The sequence below is a fragment of the Vibrio sp. LB10LO1 genome, assembly GCF_010092875.1.
Classification (GTDB): domain Bacteria; phylum Pseudomonadota; class Gammaproteobacteria; order Enterobacterales; family Vibrionaceae; genus Vibrio; species Vibrio campbellii.
In genome coordinates, this window is the sequence record NZ_JAADJW010000006.1 from 54,379 (window position 1) to 71,497 (window position 17,119).

Here is a 17,119-nt window from a genome sequence, read left to right on the forward strand (position 1 = left end):
GCTCTGCTCCTTAAAGGATTATTGTTGCTCTAAACGTTTTAGCAGATCTGCTGGCGGAAGGTAACCACCGACTAGCTCACCGTTTGGTAGGAAAATCGCAGGTGTACCAGAAATACCAAGCTCACGACCTAGGTTGTAATGCGCTTGGATAGTCTCTTTACACTGCTTAAGATCTTTCGCTGGGTTATCAAATGTACGTTCCACTTTTGCGTTGTGCATAGCGGATTGAGGATCCTCTGCACACCAAATAGTTGCCATCTGCTCAGCGACTGGGCCTGTTGCGCCTTGGCGAGGGTACGCCATGTAACGAACAGTAATGCCTAAGTCGTTGTAACCTTGCATTTGGCTATGCAGACGCACACAGTAACCACATGTGATATCCGTAAATACCGTCACCACATACTTCTCGTTGTCCGCTTTATATTCGATCACGCTGTCAGAGAACTTTGCGATTTTTGCTGCATTCAATGGTGCTTGACGTTCAGCAACGACGTCTTTGTAGCCGCCGTTATCATCGATGGCGTAAAGCGTACCGGCAATAAAGTGATTACCATCGTTTGATGCAAACAGCACACCACCATTGGTTTGAATTTCTAATAAACCAGCAACGTCTGATGGTTGGATATCAAGAATAGATACCCCCAACTTAGAGAACTTGGCTTTTAGTGCAGCCTCATCAAAAGTCTGTTTTGCCGCTGGTGCGACTTGTTGTGCAGGAGTTTCCGTTTTTGCCTGACTTTCTTCAGCACCACAAGCGGTAACGAAAAACGGTAAAGTCAGCAGAGTTAGTCGGCGTAATACGCTCATTAAATTCACCTTAAAATTAAATCCTTTCATCCAATGAGACAATGGATGAACCAAACCATCATTATGCTCTTGGGTGGTGTTGACTGTGGATTTGTTTCAATCGCTCAGTCGCCACGTGAGTATAAATTTGCGTGGTCGATAAGTCACTATGCCCCAACAGCATCTGTACGACCCTGAGATCTGCGCCATAGTTCAATAAGTGTGTTGCAAAAGCATGGCGAAGTACGTGCGGCGACAACTGGTCAGTATCAATACCCGCTATCACAGCATAGTACTTGATACGGTGCCAAAACGTTTGGCGAGTCATCTGCCTAGCACGTTTACTCGGGAAAACCACATCTGACGTAGTCTCCCCCAATAAAGCAGACCGACCTTGTTGGATAAAAGTTTCAATCCAATCGACCGCGTTCTCTCCCATTGGGACAAGGCGTTCTTTACCACCTTTACCCGTCACGCGCACTACCCCTTGGCGCAAACTGACGTTTTCCATTGTCAAGCTGACTAGCTCTGTCACACGCAGACCTGTCGCGTAAAGTAATTCAAGCATGGCTTTATCACGCAGCTCAACTGGGTCATTCGGATCTGGTGCATCTAGCAGAGCATCGACTTGCTCTTCACTGATGTCTTTAGGTAGGCGCTGCGGCAACTTTGGGCTGACCAACAAAGCACTCGGATCATCCGCGCGTACTTTTTCACGGTGAATGTATTGGAACAAACGGCGAATCGCCGACAGCATACGCGCGCGGGAAGTCTGCTTGTAATCTAAATCTACAAGATAGCTTTGGTATTCTTGCAAGCCAGACAGACTGATGAAATCCAGGCGGTAGCTATGTTGCTCCATCCACGCGAGCAGTTTCATTAAATCATTTCGGTAGGAAGCCAACGTGTTCTCTGATAGGCCACGCTCCATCCACATCGCATCTAAGAATTGCTCAACAAGGCCAAAATCTTGTTGATTGACAGGCTGTTGTGCCGTCATGAATGCTTCCTTATCTGTTTATATTTACAGTATTGAGAGTAAGGCAAGAGCCCAACCAATACCATAAAAAAATCATCTCCCTAGGGATATTCGCTGCAATCTTCCCCGTTTTATGGTTAGAATCTGCCACAACAGCAACACAAAAAACGACGAATATAATGAAAATCGGACTCTTTTACGGCTCAACCACCTGCTACACAGAAATGGCAGCAGAGAAAATTCGCAATATCATTGGTGAAGACCTTGTCGACATTCACAACGTGAAAGAGACACCGCTGTCACTGATGGCAGACTACGATTTACTGCTGATTGGTATCTCGACTTGGGACTTCGGTGAAATCCAAGAAGATTGGAGTGCAATCTGGGAAGACATTGCAACGACACCGCTAAAAGGCAAAGTGGTTGCTCTGTTTGGCTTGGGTGACCAAGAAGGCTATGGCGAATGGTACCTTGACGCGATGGGTCTCCTGCATGACGAACTCAAAGCGACTGGCGCGCAATTCATTGGCTACTGGCCAAACGAAGGTTATGAGTTTGAAGCGTCAAAAGCATTGACTGAAGATGGCAGCCAGTTTGTCGGCTTAGCGCTGGATGAAGATTCCCAGTATGAACTGAGTGACGAACGCATCGAGAAATGGTGTGAGCAAGTGTTGGTGGAGTTTCACGACACGCTATAAGTCAGCAATAGCAGTGACGATACAACAGACAAACAAAAAGCCCGGTGAATCACTTCACCGGGCTTTTTTAATCTTGCGAGTCAGCAATTATACCGCTTCTTCAGTCAACTCTGGTTGTGAAGATTTAGCAACAAAGAACATGCAAACAATCGCTGCAAACGTTGGTAGAACCCAACCCATGCCCACTTCGAATAGTGGCAGCATGTCGAATGCTGAAACGTCTAGACCTGCTACTTTCGCAGCATCAATCAATGCAAACAGTAGAGATACTAGTAGTACAGAGCGGTATGCCACACGTGGGTTTGGCAGCTTGCTGCGAACAAACGTTAGCGCAACCAATGCAACCGCTACAGGGTAAAGTGCAAATAGCACTGGCACTGATAGAGAGATCAGTTGAGCTAGACCAACGTTAGCAATTAGAGCACAAGCCGCACCGTTAATAATAACCCACTGCTTGTAAGTCAGTTTTGTCTTAGAGCTAAAGAAATCTGAACATGCCGAGATAAGGCCAATCGCTGTCGTCAAACATGCCAACAGTACAATGATTGAAAGAACAATCTGACCGTAAGGACCAAATAACGCTTGAACGTACTGGCTCAGTACTGCACCACCGTTGTCTGCACCCGCTGCAATAGTTGCACTCGTCGCGCCTAGGTAGAACAATGAGATGTATACAAACGCAAGACCCGCAGCGGCAATACAACCAGCGCAGATTAGGTATTTCGTTGTTGCCGCGCGCTCAGTGATGCCTTTGCTACGAAGTGCATCCACCATTAGCATACCGAACATCAACGATGCGAACGTATCCATGGTGTTGTAACCTTCAAGGAAGCCCTTGGTTAGCGGCTGAGTTAGGTACTCGCCATGCGCGCCCATCATTTCGCCTTGCGGGTCAACAAATACAGCGATCGCAAGAACGATAAGACCAAGGAACAGTACTGGCGTTAGCACTTTACCAATCAAGTCAATCAAACGACCTTGGAACCAAGCGAAAGCCATTGCTACCGCGAAGAACAAGATTGAGAATGACGTTAGATGCGCTTGTGATGCATCTAAGAAGAATGGTTTGATAGCCATCTCGTAAGCCACAAGGCCAGTACGAGGTGCAGCAAATGCAGGACCGATGATGATGAAGATCAACGCCGCCATCAGCACTGCTGCTTTCTTAGGAAGATCTTGAGTCAAGTGATCCCAAGAGCCGCCTGCTACAGCAATAGCAACGATAGTAATAAGAGGTAGACCTACCGCTGTTAGCAAGAAACCGAACATTGCTGGCATCAAATGATCACCCGCTAGCTGACCCGCTAGTGGTGGAAAGATGATGTTGCCGGCACCCAAAAAGAACGCAAATAGCATAAAGCCTACTGCGATAATATCTGTTAGTTTTAACGTCTGCTTCACAGATAACCCTTTTTCTGAATTAATGAATGTTGTGTATGCATCGACCACTTTTTGTATACCCAAATAAAATGAGTACCTGTGGTTCAATCTATAAATTTTCCGCCGCATAATGACGAAAGACCCATCATTTGGCAACCTTTAAGAAAAAAACACCATATTAATTTAGTTCGCCAACTTAAAAGCAGTGAATATCACTACTCTAGGTTTTATGACCAGTTCTTTGTCTCGATCAATTGAGAATACAATTTAATAACCAACAAGATAACAATCTACACAATTAAGAAACAATAGAGCATTTCTCTCTATTATTGAGTAAATATAAAACAATCATGAAGAGCGAAAGAATTCAGACTAAAGGCTTCAAGTTCAAGCAATTTTCCATTTACGGTGGCGAAAGTGGCATGCCTGTCAGTACCGATGGTGTGATGCTTGGTGCTTGGGCAAATTGCACACCACAGAATAAAATTTTGGACGTCGGCACGGGCACAGGTTTGCTGGCATTAATGTGCGCTCAGCGGTTTCCTAACGCACAGATCACTGCCCTTGATATTGAAATCTCGGCGGTCGAAGCGGCACAGAAAAACTTCGCCCAATCTTCGTGGTCAGACAGACTCTGCGTTCGCCACACCGATGTATTGCAATTTGAATCTGAGCAGCGCTTTGAACACATCATCTGCAACCCGCCCTACTTCAACAGTGGCGAGCAATCGAAACAAAGCCAGCGCGCAACCGCCAGGCACACAGATACCTTGCAGCACAGCGCATTACTCAACCGATGTCATGAACTGCTGACTGAGGAAGGGACAGCCAATTTCGTCCTGCCGATTACCGAAGGCGAGCAATTTATTACTATGGCGCTGCAACAGGGGTGGCACTTGTCACGTCTGTGCCGCGTGCAACCATCACAGAAAAAGCCCGTGCACCGTTTACTGTTTGAATTAGCCAAACAAGCTTGTGATACTCAAGAAACGCATTTGATCATCCACTCGAGCGAGGGCTACAGCGACGACTTTATCCAGCTAACTCGCGAGTTTTACCTTAAGATGTGAAATAACATGTGATCCTTGTCACCAATCACTTTATAATGTGCGACCTTTTTATATTCTATGCTGCTGTGGCGAACCATTAACCAAGCTTTGCTTGTGGAGAACTCATTGTGATCAGAACCTTTGCTGAACTTGATCTAGACCAAAACCTACTTGAAGCCATTGATGAGATGGGCTATGAACGCCCAACTAAAATTCAGGCAGAAGCGATTCCACAAGCGTTAGATGGTCGTGACATTCTAGCGTCAGCACCAACTGGTACGGGTAAAACGGCAGCGTTCGTCCTGCCAGCACTGCAATACCTGCAAGATTTCCCACGTCGTAAACCTGGGCCTGCTCGTATTCTGATCCTAACGCCAACTCGTGAGCTTGCGATGCAGGTAGCGGATCAAGCGCGTGCACTAGCGAAAAACACCAAGCTAAACATCTTCACCATCACAGGTGGCGTTCAATACCAAGAACACGCAGACATCCTAGCAACCACACAAGACATCGTAGTAGCAACACCAGGTCGTCTACGTGAATACATCGACGCAGAACGTTTTGACTGTCGTGCAATTGAATGGCTAATCCTTGATGAAGCAGACCGCATGCTAGACATGGGCTTTGCGCCAACGGTTGACCGCCTGTCTAACGAATGTCGCTGGCGTAAACAAACCCTTCTGTTCTCAGCAACACTAGAAGGCAAAGGCGTTGAAGGTTTCACAGCAGACCTACTGAACGAACCAGCAGAGATCGACGCTAAATCCCCACTGCGTGAGCGTAAGAAGATTGCACAGTGGTACCACCGTGCTGATGACGCAGAGCATAAACTTGCCCTACTAAAACACATCATTACAGAGCAAGCAGAACGCACTATCGTGTTCTTGAAGACTCGTGAGCGTTTAGCAGAGCTTCGTGCACAACTAGAAAGCGCGCAGATTCCATGTTCTTGGATTCAAGGTGAAATGCCTCAAGATCGTCGTAACAACGCAATCTCTCGCTTCCGTGAAGGCACAGTTAACGTACTACTAGCGACAGACGTAGCGGCGCGTGGTATCGACCTTCCAGACGTATCACACGTAATCAACTACGATATGCCGCGCACGGCTGACGTATACCTTCACCGTATAGGCCGTACGGCTCGTGCTGGTAAGAAAGGTAACGCTATCTCAATCGTAGAAGCACACGACCAACCAATGATGGATCGCGTTGCTCGTTACGTAAAAGAAGACATCAAAGAGCGTTTCGTGAAAGAGATGCGCCCTAAACACAAAAAACCTGTGTTTAAGAAGAAAAAGAAAAAAGACGACAAGAAGAAAGTAGCTAAGAAGAAAACCGCTAAGAAAAAGTAATCACGTCTGATTAATTCCAAATCTAAAAGAGCCGCAATCGCGGCTCTTTTTGTTTTTCATGTTTACAGCTGATGGGCTGGAAGCGTTTTGTCTTCATAGGCATCCGCGAAGCCATGGTTACGGTCACGGTGCCCCGCTTCATCTTCTCGAATCCGCAAAATCACATCTCTTAGCATCGCATCAGCAGGCAGCTTATAGTAATCAACCGCCAGAGTCGGAGCTGGTACGTTCTCCACTTCCCCACTATCAATTTTCTCTAGGTACTCTGTGTAGCTATTACATGCTTCTTCTTCGAAGTAGCCCACAACACGGTGAGCGATTTTAGAAGACAGTAGATAGATGAAGCTATACACGAGAATAAACACGCCTTGCCCAAGCAGCACGAGCAAACGCTCAATCAAACTCGGCTTGGCAATATCGAGGAAAATCATCAGGTGCATGCGCTCGTTCTCGGCCTCGTCGAGGAGTTCTCGGATCCAGCCTTCATCATCTTTCATTCGACGTAGCGCTTTGAGGTGGTTGAACATGCCCGCAACCATACCGGGCACAGCTGCGATCGTTTCAAGAATCACCGCTCGCTTTGCGTATTTCTTGCCGTAGAAGATGTTCAGAGTGAATTTCAGCAACTTGGTAATACGCAGTGCAACGTACTCTGATAACTTAGAGGCTTTTTTGTGTGTGAGCTTGAAGTCTGACATAGGAGAACTCCTTTATTTTTAAAGTTGCATTTAAAATACAACTTTAAACCTTCTTACTCAACTATTTTTTAATAACTAAAATTTTTATGTAATAAATGAAATTAAGATCAGTGTTCGATGAAATAAAAAAAGCCGGATAACTATCCGGCTTTTCGTTTGAATTGTTTAGCAGAGCTGAAACTTAACTTCGCTCAATCAGTTTTGCTCTTCTCGTTTAAACACTAAGTCTGTTGGTGTCGACTCTTCTTCAACGAAGTAGTAACCCGCAACATCAAACTTAGTGAGGTCAGCAACGCTTTCGATACGGTTTTCGATGATGTAACGAGCCATCATGCCGCGCGCTTTCTTCGCGTAAAAGCTGATCACCTTGTATTGACCATTCTTACAATCTTTGAAGATTGGTGTGATCACTTGTGCATCTAAGTTCTTTGGCTTCACCGCTTTGAAGTATTCGTTCGATGCTAGGTTGATCAGTACGTTGTCGCCTTGCGCAGCAATCGCTTCATTCAGCTTATCGGTAATGACGTTGCCCCAGAACTGGTAAAGGTTAGTGCCCTTTTCGTTCGCTAGCTTAGTGCCCATCTCAAGACGGTATGGCTGCATCAAATCAAGCGGCTTAAGCAGACCGTAAAGGCCAGACAGCATTCGTAGATGATCTTGCGCGTAATCGAAATCGGCATCTGAAAGAGTTTCCGCTTCAAGACCAGTGTACACATCACCTTTAAACGCAAGAATCGCTTGGCGCGCGTTGTCGGTGGTGAAGGTTTCACTCCACTCTTGGAAGCGACCAACGTTCAAATCAGCGATTTTGTCGCTCACTTTCATCAGTGATGACACATCGGCAGGTGTTAATTTACGGCATACCTCGATCAGCTCTTTTGAATAGCTAACCAAGTCTGGCTGAGTAAACTTCTCGGTCGCGAGTGGTGATTCGTAATCGAGCGTTTTAGCTGGAGAAACTACGATAAGCATGACTTTAACTTCCCTAATTTTGTTTTCCATTAGGGTACAAAAAAAGCCATGCATTGTCTGCATGGCTTTTTGAATCGTGTTGATAGCTTTCAACGATGATTGGACATCAATTAGCTATCTTTCTTGTTGTTGTCCCAAATACCTTCTTCTAACTGAGATTTCAGCTCAGGGAAGTCATTCGGATCAAACGTAGGCACTTTGCCTTCGCTTAGCTGACGGTTGTAGTCTTTCGCCAGCTTAATCACGATGCCTGATAGCAAGATAATCGCCACCAAGTTCACAATCGCCATCAGACCCATAGAAACATCGGCCAATGACCAAACCACTGGTAGAGAAGCTAGCGCACCAAACATAACCATACCTAGTACAACGATACGGAAGATACCTAGACCCGCTTTATGGTTGTGCTCTAGGAAGATTAAGTTCGTTTCTGCGTACGAGTAGTTTGCAATGATAGAAGTAAACGCGAAGAAGAAGATTGCTACAGCAACAAAGATGCCGCCCCAATCGCCGACTTGCGAGCTCAATGCGCGCTGAGTTAGCTCGATACCTGTCACTTCCGTCGCTTGGCCTACATATTCACCTGACATCAGGATGATAGCCACAGTCGCCGAACAGATAACGATAGTATCCATGAACACGCCTAGCATCTGAACATAACCTTGAGATGCTGGGTGTGGTGGGTAAGGCGTTGCTGATGCCGCCGCGTTTGGTGCAGAACCCATACCAGCTTCGTTCGAGAATAGGCCGCGTTTGATACCGTTGATCATCGCCTGTGCGATTGCGTAACCAAGACCACCAGCCGCTGCTTCTTGCAGACCAAATGCGCTCTTGAAGATAAGCATCAGTACATCAGGAAGTTTGTCTAGGTTAGAGAACATAACGAACAGTGCTAGCACTAGGTAAGCAAGTGCCATCACAGGAACAATCAGCTCTGCTACTTTCGCAATACGCTTGATACCACCAAAGATAACCACTGCTGATAGCGCAACAACTGCGATACCAACGTAAAGATCATCCCAACCAAATGCCGTGCTCATTGCGTTTGCAATTGAGTTTGCTTGAACGGCGTTGAATACCAAACCAAAAGCGATGATTAGGAAAACTGAGAACAACACGCCCATCCAGCGCATGCCCAAACCTTTTTCCATGTAGTAAGCAGGACCACCACGGTAGTTGCCATCATCATCTTTGGTTTTGTATAGCTGCGCTAGCGTACTTTCTGCAAACGACGTCGCCATACCAAGCATTGCAATCAACCACATCCAGAAGATTGCACCAGGGCCACCCGCAGTCAATGCAACTGCAACACCCGCCATGTTACCGGTACCTACACGTGCAGCAAGACTAGTACAAAGCGCTTGGAAAGAAGAAATACCAGCTTTGTCTGCTTTACGGCTGTTCTTAAGAACAGAGAACATGTGACCGAAGTGACGGAATTGGATGAAACCCAATCGAACGGTGAAGTAGATTCCTACACCAACAAGAAGATAAACCAGAATCGAACCCCAAAGGAGATCGTTCATCAAATTGATTAAGTCTGTCATGTGTACCTCAAAGTGAGTTGCGCCGGTCTTTGCTTCCGAGCCATCCACCAGATTGCCTGCTAAGTGTCAAAGTGTGCTTAGCTTTTTGAGTAATGTTTATTGTGCAATCTAGAATCGTAAATGTCGCTTCATGCATCCATTTTACGTACCAGCGTATTTTTTGACGGGCGGATAATGCAGCCTCGAAAGGCAAAAATCAATATGCAACAAGTAAAATAAGCTTGTTATTTTTCACTATAAAGTCACCAAAAGTTAACATAAAAGGAAAACTTAACGCTCACAAACAGCAACATCTTGTTTATCAAAATTCAACATAACTAGCCCCCTCAAACTTAACAAAACGACGTATCGTTTATTTTTAATGAGGCTAGCAATCACAAGGTATCCGACAAATATTTCCTGTGTCGGTTTGTTACCATTGGATACATTTTAATCAAAGCGATGCTATGCAACCTTAGTATTCAAAAATTGAGTGAAATAAGCCCTTCGAATTAACATACCAAATCTCTTCATTTAATCGTTTTCGTGAGATCGTTCGCTTGTTTTTTGTTCATTTTAAATGCATGCAAAATGTGATTCTGTGAGTATTTTTGCACGAAAATGTCATGTTACCGACACAAATGCGAAATATATCATGGTTATCCTCACGGCTATTGTGGTACTTAAAAAACTCCACAAGGACTGGATATAACAGTTTAGATAGAAAAAGGTAAAGGTGGCTTATGGAAGGCTTTCAACTCGATGACCTATTTGGTCTGGATACTACCTCAACAACCAAATCTCGTTCGAAACCAGTGAAGCGTAAGTGGCGAGAAATTGAAGAAATGAACGATAGACGCACTTTACTCAAGGAACTGCGTGAACTCGATGTCTGCAACGACATCACTCTGGATGACATCAAACTATAATTTGTACAAAAGGCACCTCGATGGTGCCTTTTGTCTTTTATGGATAGCGAAAAAATGGGAGGATTTTGAGTCTGACTATATTGGCATAACACCAATTCTTACCTGTTGAGAATTTCCCTCTGTTTTTACTCATAGCATTAGCCAAACAATTTCCCAGAGATTCCCACTGGATAAGAAAATGACGAAACAAACTCTGCTTACGCAATCGTTTACTTCGTCGTTTTTGTGATTTAGACAAACTCAGCGTCACTCTGACGTACTCGATCGGCGAGCTGCTTGTAGCGATCGGCAATCGTATTACCAAACACTGGGTCGTCTTCATTCTCATGCCATAAACTTTCAACGTACTGCCAATCTTCAGAAGTAAAGAGCTCTTCAATTAGAGGTAAGATTTGGCGCTCTTCCAGCTCAAGGTGGCGTTTTTGGGTCACAATGAAATCTTCTAACTGTGCAATAAACATGTCTTGTGGGACAACTGCATCCTGAAGGATCATCTCTATTAACATCGAAAACGCTTTGGTTTTCTCCGCTAACTCTTGATGCTCAAGCTCTAAGTTTTCCATGGTCTTTTGCTGACCGTAGTGTTCCAGAAAATAGTGGTAGAGAATGTCTTCTTTAGGGTGGTGAATCTTTTCCGAATGGTTAGAGAGGTAATCCACAATTTCACTCACCAACGCATAGTTGATAGCGTGCTCTTGTTTAATCTCATTCAATTTGTGGCGCAGTATCGCCAACAGACGGACCATATAGCCGTGTTCGCGTCGAATTCTTTCGATCATCATAGCGTCTCTCCTTAACACCTACTTTTAATAAGTGTATATGAGAAAGCCAATACCTGACTCGACGGTGTTCAAAAAAACAGCGATCGTAGTGTCACGATCGCTGTACTATTTTTTCTTTCTTTATATTAAGAGGAAAAGTGGGCTTTATACCGTCATTGGCAAATGCCAATTGATAACTTCTTTCCCTTGCTGAACAAGAATCTGGTTTGCTTGTGAGAATGGCTTACTGCCAAAGAATCCTCGGTGAGCAGATAATGGTGACGGGTGCGGAGCCGTTAACACGTGATGTTTATTACGGTCGATAAAACGCCCTTTTTTCTGCGCGTGTGACCCCCACAACAAGAACACCACACCTTCTTGATGCTGGTTAATGGCTTCAATAACGCGGTCAGTAAACGTTTCCCAGCCAGTTTTCGAATGCGAGTGTGCTTTACCCTGCTCTACCGTCAATACAGTATTCAGTAGCAACACCCCTTGCTCTGCCCAACTTTGCAAAAAGCCATGCTGAGGAATTTGGAAACCTTCAATATCCTGCGCCAGCTCTTTGTACATGTTCACCAAAGACGGCGGGGTTTTGATGCCAGGTAATACAGAGAAGCACAAACCATGTGCTTGGTTAGGGCCGTGGTAAGGGTCTTGTCCTAGAATCACAACCTTAACGTCATTGAACTCGGTAAAACGAAACGCGTTGAACACGTCTTTGGCTGGCGGATAGATAGCTTTGCCCGCCGCTCGCTCTGCTTCAACAAAATTCAAAGTGTCGACAAAGTAGCTCTGCTGTTTTTCTTCGCCGATTACATCGTGCCAAGTGGGTAACTGATTCATGGAAGGTTCCTATCCTAAAATTTCCCTCTATTCTAACGAGCGAAACCAAAACAAACAAAAACTTACCACCAGCTTGAGACGGCTTCTCAAAAACGGATACGCGAACTGTCTGCGTTGATCGGTGCGACACCTAATACAGCCTGAGATAACTAGAACTAGTACCGCTAATTGCGCTGCGGCGTTCGATAGTGCCCCTGCCCTGATATATGGCGATTTGGGGTTGGTAAACGTAATACTCGTCGAGTGTGTGTCACTGGGCTCAAAGAAACTGGTCGAGACATGCTGTCATCCTCCTAACTAGCTTCGCCTAAATACCACTCTGGATTCAGGCAGTTAAAACAAGCGCGAATGGCTCATGTATCTAGCTAAGAAAGAAGGATGCCAACTTCGCTGTTTCGTTAAGAATTAGCGATCTCTTCGATATGGAATTTGCGCAAAGTATTGATTTCTTGCTGCCAAATATCGGGATCAATTGTCTCTAAAATCAGAGGTATACCATCAAAGCGCGGATCTTTAGCGATGTACTCAAAACAACTCCAACCGATCTCGCCTTTACCTAATGAATGATGGCGGTCAACCTTGCTAGCGAATTCAACTTTTGAATCATTTAGATGCATTGCTCTTAAATAGTGCATCCCAACAATACGATCGAATTCAGCAAAGGTATGCTCACAATCCTCTTTAGTACGCAGATCGTAGCCGGCGGTAAACGTGTGGCAAGTATCGAGACATACGCCAACACGCTCTTTGTTTTCCACTTGATCGATGATTTCAGCAAGGTGCTCAAACTTCCAACCTAGGTTTGTCCCCTGACCAGCTGTGTTCTCAATCACAGCGATCACATTGGGCACCGCTTTGTGCGCAAGATTGATCGACTCGGCGATCGTCGCTAAGCACTCTTGTTCCGACACTTTCTTTAGATGACTGCCAGGATGGAAATTCAGCAGCGTTAACCCAAGTTGATTACAACGCTCCATCTCATCAATAAATGCCGCGCGGGATTTATTCAGCTTTTCTTCTTCCGGTGCACCTAAGTTAATCAGATAAGAATCATGGGGAAGAATATGCTCTGCGCCAAAGCCAAGCATTTTGCAGTTCGCTTTGAATGCGCTAATGGTTTTCTCTTCAAGCGGCTTCGCAACCCACTGACGTTGGTTCTTGGTAAACAAAGCAAATGCATTCGCACCAATTTCGCGAGCGCGAAGAGGCGCTTGGTCAACACCACCCGCAGCCGAGACATGAGCACCAATAAATTTGTTTCCAAACGTGTTTTTTATGTTTGTCATTTAATCACTTTAGACTTTCAGTATGGCTACCTAAATACAGGCAGTTGCGTTAGCAAGGTTAAGTTTTGAGTTTATTTTGTAGTAAATTTACAACAAAACTAACTATTAAATATTTTTTATATTATCAAATAAATTGTAAATAGTATGTTTTCAAACGTTTTATTGATTTAGCGCAAGAAAATTACCTTCAAAAAATTAAGGTTTTTGGTTGTTTTTTGACTTAAATCAATATTAAAATAATGGATATTCGCTATATAATACTTAGCTCGACAAAAATTCGAAAATTAACACCAATAATCACCACGTAAGTGGTCTAGGAGATAGTGATGATCCAAGGTATCCAAATTACTAAAGCAGCTAACGACGAACTACTAAACTCAATCTGGCTACTAGATAGCGAGAAGAACGAAGCGCGTTGTGTTGCTGCAGCATCAACTTACGAAGCAGACCAAGTTATCGCAATCAGCGACCTAGGTGACTACGAAAGCCGCGAAGTAGCAATCGAAACAGCTCCTCGCATTGAAGGCGGTCAACACCTAAACGTGAACGTTCTTAAGCGTGAAACTCTAGAAGATGCAGTTGCACACCCAGAGAACTACCCACAGCTAACTATCCGTGTTTCTGGTTACGCAGTACGTTTCAACTCGCTAACTCCAGAACAACAACGTGACGTAATCGCTCGTACTTTTACTGAGTCTCTATAATCTCTCAGTAGACTAGCTTGCTAGAATTTAAAAAGCTTGGTCAGCAATGACCAAGCTTTTTTTGTTTCTAGATCCTTCGAGTCCCCTCCGATAGTGGCGAACGCATCTTTCTAAGGTGCGTTTCTTTGCGAAGGATCTTTCTTGAACGCTTGTGCCAACGAGGTTGGATCAAGCCTCTCTCTTTGCAATGACGCCCCTTCTGCCCACCAAATCAGTTGATGCAAAGTGCGATTCATATAGCTATCCCACTGCGCCTGATCCGACTCATCCGCAACAACACCGTGCTCATCAAACACCTCTTGTGCTTTCGGAATATGGATCATTGCCGACACGGGTAAGCATCCCAACTCGGATAAGAAAGTGCGCATCGACACTGCAGCACGAGCGCCGCCCCATTGCCCTGCAGAATAGGTCACGATAGCACTTGGCTTATAGGAAAACAGCGAGCTGCCAAAGTGATTAAGCATGTTTGCCAAAGCAGGACTCATCGAATGATTGTACTCCGGGCTAACCATCACATACCCATCCGCATGTTTGATTTTATCTGCCAACTCGCTGAGGTGCTCCGGCACTTTTGAGCGGTGATAAGCAAACTCGGGCTTAAACACATCACCAAAGTCGTAGTTCAATGGGTCAATGATTTCGACCGTATGTTGTGAGTGCTGACTCGCGATAAGTTTTTCACACGCTCTACTGACTCGCATACCTAAACGCGCTGGTCGTGGTGGCGTACTGTCTCTGACTGAGCCAAGAAAAATCAAAAAATGCATGCTGCTCTTTCCATCTCATGTAGTTAAGTTCGTTTTTCAATCTTAAAGAGAGTTAAAACTTACTAGCAATAAAAAAGGTGAATGATTGCTCATTCACCTCTCGTTATTTCTGTTTTTGATACTTACTGTACTTTTGAAGCTTACTGCACGCGGCGCAGTACTTGTTTCAATGCGTCAAAGTCAGCATCGAGATCTTCCGATAGGAGCTCCATCGCAGCGTGCTTCGCTAGTGGTGCAGGAAGGTCGATGTCGGATTCTAGAATATCATCCACCACTTCTTTGAACTTCGCAGGGTGAGCAGTACATAGGAACAGACCGGTTTCACCCTCTTGCAGCTGCTCTTCAAGAACGCGGTAAGCAATCGCACCGTGTGGCTCACATAGGTAGCCAAGTGCGTATAGGTCTTTTACCGACTGAGCGCTTTGCTCATCAGACACTGCACCTTTACCTAGCGTCTCCAAGCCCCACTCTTTCACGCGGCATAGCTCTTCGATACGAGGCCAATTGTTTGGTTGGCTCACGTCCATTGCGTTCGATGTTGTTGCAACCGTTGGTTTCGGCGCCCACTGACCCGTTTCTAGGTAACGTGGCACAGTGTCATTGGCATTCGTTGCAGCGATGAAGCGCTTAATAGGCAGACCCAGTGCTTTTGCCAGTAGGCCAGCAGTTAGGTTACCGAAGTTACCGCTTGGTACTGATACCACTAGGTTTTCACGCTCTTGTTTGCTCATTTGCGCAGCTGCTTCAAAGTAGTAACAGATTTGCGCCATCAAACGGCTGATGTTGATTGAGTTTGCAGAGTTCAGGCCGATCTCTTCACGCAGTGCGGAGTCATCAAAAGCTTGCTTAACCAGAGCCTGACACGCATCGAAGTCGCCATCGATCGCGACAGTGTGAATGTTTTTACCAAGCGTACAGAATAGCTTCTCTTGCAGTGGACTGATCTTGCCTTTCGGGTAAAGAATCACAACGTTGATGTCTTCCATACCGTAGAAAGCATGCGCAACGGCTGCGCCAGTATCGCCAGAAGTTGCAGTCAGAATGGTGATCTTGCCACCGTCCGAAACGGCAGCAAGAGATTGCGCCATAAAGCGACCACCAAAGTCTTTAAACGCAAGCGTTGGACCATGGAAAAGCTCCAGAGCGTAAACACCGTCTTTTACTTGGTTGATTGGTGCTGGGAATTGGAATGCAGCGTCAACCAATGCGTTAACTTGCTCTTCCGCCAACTCATCGCCAATCAGTGCTGATAGGATTTTCGTGCTACGAGAGACAAAGTCTTCTGCCAGCAGAGCATCAACATCTTCAAATTTTGGTAATTCCGATGGGAAAAATAGACCTTGGTTACGGCCTAGTCCTTGGCGAACGGCTTGGCCAAAGGAAACTTGTTCATCATTTTCTTTTATATTGTAAAGCTTCATAGCTCACTTCCTGTTACTTTCGAACCCTGTTTATCTAGGCGACAAACGTGGACGAATCCTTCTTCGTTTTGTACGTAGTTCTGTTCTAACCAGCGAGCAACTCGCTCAGCGACATCTTTCTCTTTGCAAATACTGAACAGTGTCGGACCACTGCCAGAAATACCGGTTGCCAATGCCCCCGCAGACGCTGCGTATTGACGTGCATTCGCAAAGCCAGGAAGCAGTTTCTCACGATACGGTTCTGCGATCACGTCTTTGATCATTTTTGCAGCGAGTTCTGGCTGACCAGAATGACACGCATGAATAAAGCCCGCAAGGTGACGACCATGAGCAATGATATCTTGTCGGCGGTATTGAGATGGTAGGATCTCACGCGCTTCTGCAGTTGATACTTTGATACCCGGATACGCCATCACCCAGAACCAATCGTCAAAGCAAGGCACTTCTTGGCTAATGATACCTAGCTCTTCAAGCATCAATTGCACACCGCCAAGGTAACACGGCGCGACGTTATCGTAGTGAATACCACCAGAGATCTTGCCTTCCATTTCTCCCATCAGCGCCAGTAACTCTGTCTCGTTAAGCGGCTGACCATGGAATCGGTTCAATGCATCTAATGCAGCAACAATAGAACATGCACTTGAGCCTAATCCAGAGCCGATTGGCATGTTCTTTTCTAGTGTCATTTCAAGTGGCTTTAGCTCAACACCTTTTTTGTCTAGCTCACGAGCAAACACCACCCAACAATCGTAAACGATGTTCTCTTTCGGCTCGGTTGGCAGCTTCTCAACAAAATCACCCGCCGTCTTTAGGCTGAACGGCTCAGCCCCAGACTTAACCAATACTCGGTCGCCCAATAGTGTGCCATCAACTGGGGACACCGCCGCCCCCAGAACGTCGAAACCTACGCTTACATTACCAATTGATGCTGGGGCATAAACCACTACATCCATATCACTTGA

At 45.4% G+C, this 17,119-nt stretch carries 17 protein-coding genes; 5 read left to right on the forward strand and 12 right to left on the reverse strand.

Annotation, left to right across the window (positions count from 1 at the left end):
• Positions 1–18: 18 nt before the first annotated feature.
• A complete protein-coding gene (gene dsbC / locus GXP65_RS06075) occupies positions 19–807 on the reverse strand; it encodes a bifunctional protein-disulfide isomerase/oxidoreductase DsbC (RefSeq protein ID WP_039989122.1) in 789 nt (262 codons plus the stop codon).
• A gap of 61 nt (positions 808–868) precedes the next feature.
• Positions 869–1,786 carry a site-specific tyrosine recombinase XerD gene (gene xerD / locus GXP65_RS06080; RefSeq protein WP_005434910.1) on the reverse strand — a complete coding sequence of 306 codons (918 nt, stop codon included), beginning with the start codon at positions 1,784–1,786 and terminating at the stop codon, positions 869–871.
• 158 nt (positions 1,787–1,944) lie between these two features.
• On the opposite strand from xerD, the gene fldB reads away from it, so the two are divergent.
• Positions 1,945–2,463, forward strand: coding sequence for a flavodoxin FldB (gene fldB / locus GXP65_RS06085; RefSeq protein WP_005447890.1), 519 nt, complete (start codon positions 1,945–1,947; stop codon positions 2,461–2,463).
• 87 nt (positions 2,464–2,550) lie between these two features.
• Here the strand turns inward: fldB and brnQ are convergent, their stop codons facing one another.
• A complete protein-coding gene (gene brnQ, locus GXP65_RS06090) occupies positions 2,551–3,864 on the reverse strand; it encodes a branched-chain amino acid transport system II carrier protein (RefSeq protein ID WP_162092309.1) in 1,314 nt (437 codons plus the stop codon).
• Positions 3,865–4,193: 329 nt separating this feature from the next.
• On the opposite strand from brnQ, the gene GXP65_RS06095 reads away from it, so the two are divergent.
• Both GXP65_RS06095 and srmB read left to right on the forward strand, forming a co-directional pair.
• Positions 4,194–4,913, forward strand: coding sequence for a tRNA1(Val) (adenine(37)-N6)-methyltransferase (locus GXP65_RS06095; protein WP_162092310.1), 720 nt, complete (start codon positions 4,194–4,196; stop codon positions 4,911–4,913).
• 107 nt (positions 4,914–5,020) lie between these two features.
• A complete protein-coding gene (srmB, locus tag GXP65_RS06100) occupies positions 5,021–6,244 on the forward strand; it encodes an ATP-dependent RNA helicase SrmB (protein WP_005447883.1) in 1,224 nt (407 codons plus the stop codon).
• A 62-nt stretch (positions 6,245–6,306) separates the two neighbouring features.
• Here the strand turns inward: srmB and GXP65_RS06105 are convergent, their stop codons facing one another.
• The 3 genes from GXP65_RS06105 to GXP65_RS06115 all read right to left on the reverse strand — a co-directional run bounded on the left by GXP65_RS06105 (position 6,307) and on the right by GXP65_RS06115 (position 9,461).
• A complete protein-coding gene (locus GXP65_RS06105) occupies positions 6,307–6,942 on the reverse strand; it encodes an alternative oxidase (RefSeq protein ID WP_010646572.1) in 636 nt (211 codons plus the stop codon).
• A 195-nt stretch (positions 6,943–7,137) separates the two neighbouring features.
• Positions 7,138–7,914 carry a peroxide stress protein YaaA gene (gene yaaA, locus GXP65_RS06110; protein ID WP_010646571.1) on the reverse strand — a complete coding sequence of 259 codons (777 nt, stop codon included), beginning with the start codon at positions 7,912–7,914 and terminating at the stop codon, positions 7,138–7,140.
• A gap of 110 nt (positions 7,915–8,024) precedes the next feature.
• Complete coding sequence (locus GXP65_RS06115; RefSeq protein WP_038889001.1) at positions 8,025–9,461, reverse strand: sodium:alanine symporter family protein; 1,437 nt, start codon at positions 9,459–9,461, stop codon at positions 8,025–8,027.
• A 722-nt stretch (positions 9,462–10,183) separates the two neighbouring features.
• Here GXP65_RS06115 and GXP65_RS06120 point away from each other — a divergent pair.
• The gene (locus GXP65_RS06120) at positions 10,184–10,369 is read left to right on the forward strand and encodes a DUF3545 family protein (protein WP_005426455.1); all 186 of its coding nucleotides are present in this window, start codon (positions 10,184–10,186) and stop codon (positions 10,367–10,369) included.
• Positions 10,370–10,599: 230 nt separating this feature from the next.
• Here the strand turns inward: GXP65_RS06120 and GXP65_RS06125 are convergent, their stop codons facing one another.
• The 3 genes from GXP65_RS06125 to nfo form a co-directional block, all read right to left on the reverse strand.
• Positions 10,600–11,151 (reverse strand): hemerythrin domain-containing protein, encoded by a 552-nt coding sequence (locus GXP65_RS06125; protein WP_043882983.1) that lies wholly within the window; start codon positions 11,149–11,151, stop codon positions 10,600–10,602.
• Positions 11,152–11,295: 144 nt separating this feature from the next.
• Entirely contained in the window at positions 11,296–11,976 is a 681-nt protein-coding gene (gene ung, locus GXP65_RS06130) for a uracil-DNA glycosylase (RefSeq protein ID WP_012127020.1), read from the reverse strand.
• Between the two features lie 398 nt (positions 11,977–12,374).
• Entirely contained in the window at positions 12,375–13,262 is an 888-nt protein-coding gene (gene nfo, locus GXP65_RS06135; protein WP_038888978.1) for a deoxyribonuclease IV, read from the reverse strand.
• Positions 13,263–13,588: 326 nt separating this feature from the next.
• Between nfo and grcA the strand changes: the two genes are divergently transcribed.
• A complete protein-coding gene (gene grcA, locus GXP65_RS06140) occupies positions 13,589–13,966 on the forward strand; it encodes an autonomous glycyl radical cofactor GrcA (protein WP_005426458.1) in 378 nt (125 codons plus the stop codon).
• Positions 13,967–14,076: 110 nt separating this feature from the next.
• On the opposite strand, the gene GXP65_RS06145 is transcribed toward grcA, so the two are convergent.
• From GXP65_RS06145 to thrB, 3 genes are all read right to left on the reverse strand, one after another.
• On the reverse strand, positions 14,077–14,736 hold the full coding sequence (locus tag GXP65_RS06145; protein WP_005534175.1) for an NAD(P)H-dependent oxidoreductase: 660 nt from the start codon (positions 14,734–14,736) through the stop codon (positions 14,077–14,079).
• Positions 14,737–14,876: 140 nt separating this feature from the next.
• Positions 14,877–16,157 (reverse strand): threonine synthase, encoded by a 1,281-nt coding sequence (thrC, locus tag GXP65_RS06150; protein ID WP_005534177.1) that lies wholly within the window; start codon positions 16,155–16,157, stop codon positions 14,877–14,879.
• Positions 16,154–17,110, reverse strand: coding sequence for a homoserine kinase (gene thrB, locus GXP65_RS06155; RefSeq protein ID WP_005447861.1), 957 nt, complete (start codon positions 17,108–17,110; stop codon positions 16,154–16,156). Before thrB ends, thrC begins: the two co-directional genes overlap by 4 nt.
• Positions 17,111–17,119: the final 9 nt, after the last annotated feature.

What these genes read in the sequence shown, in the direction of transcription:
- yaaA (WP_010646571.1), bottom strand. Translation starts at nt 7,914, where the DNA reads ATGCTTATCGTAGTTTCTCCAGCTAAAACGCTCGATTACGAATCACCA.
- thrB (WP_005447861.1), bottom strand. Translation starts at nt 17,110, where the DNA reads ATGGATGTAGTGGTTTATGCCCCAGCATCAATTGGTAATGTAAGCGTA.
- fldB (WP_005447890.1), top strand. Translation starts at nt 1,945, where the DNA reads ATGAAAATCGGACTCTTTTACGGCTCAACCACCTGCTACACAGAAATG.
- GXP65_RS06115 (WP_038889001.1), bottom strand. Translation starts at nt 9,461, where the DNA reads ATGACAGACTTAATCAATTTGATGAACGATCTCCTTTGGGGTTCGATT.
- GXP65_RS06125 (WP_043882983.1), bottom strand. Translation starts at nt 11,151, where the DNA reads ATGATGATCGAAAGAATTCGACGCGAACACGGCTATATGGTCCGTCTG.
- ung (WP_012127020.1), bottom strand. Translation starts at nt 11,976, where the DNA reads ATGAATCAGTTACCCACTTGGCACGATGTAATCGGCGAAGAAAAACAG.
- GXP65_RS06095 (WP_162092310.1), top strand. Translation starts at nt 4,194, where the DNA reads ATGAAGAGCGAAAGAATTCAGACTAAAGGCTTCAAGTTCAAGCAATTT.
- GXP65_RS06145 (WP_005534175.1), bottom strand. Translation starts at nt 14,736, where the DNA reads ATGCATTTTTTGATTTTTCTTGGCTCAGTCAGAGACAGTACGCCACCA.
- GXP65_RS06120 (WP_005426455.1), top strand. Translation starts at nt 10,184, where the DNA reads ATGGAAGGCTTTCAACTCGATGACCTATTTGGTCTGGATACTACCTCA.
- xerD (WP_005434910.1), bottom strand. Translation starts at nt 1,786, where the DNA reads ATGACGGCACAACAGCCTGTCAATCAACAAGATTTTGGCCTTGTTGAG.
- dsbC (WP_039989122.1), bottom strand. Translation starts at nt 807, where the DNA reads ATGAGCGTATTACGCCGACTAACTCTGCTGACTTTACCGTTTTTCGTT.
- GXP65_RS06105 (WP_010646572.1), bottom strand. Translation starts at nt 6,942, where the DNA reads ATGTCAGACTTCAAGCTCACACACAAAAAAGCCTCTAAGTTATCAGAG.
- grcA (WP_005426458.1), top strand. Translation starts at nt 13,589, where the DNA reads ATGATCCAAGGTATCCAAATTACTAAAGCAGCTAACGACGAACTACTA.
- thrC (WP_005534177.1), bottom strand. Translation starts at nt 16,157, where the DNA reads ATGAAGCTTTACAATATAAAAGAAAATGATGAACAAGTTTCCTTTGGC.
- nfo (WP_038888978.1), bottom strand. Translation starts at nt 13,262, where the DNA reads ATGACAAACATAAAAAACACGTTTGGAAACAAATTTATTGGTGCTCAT.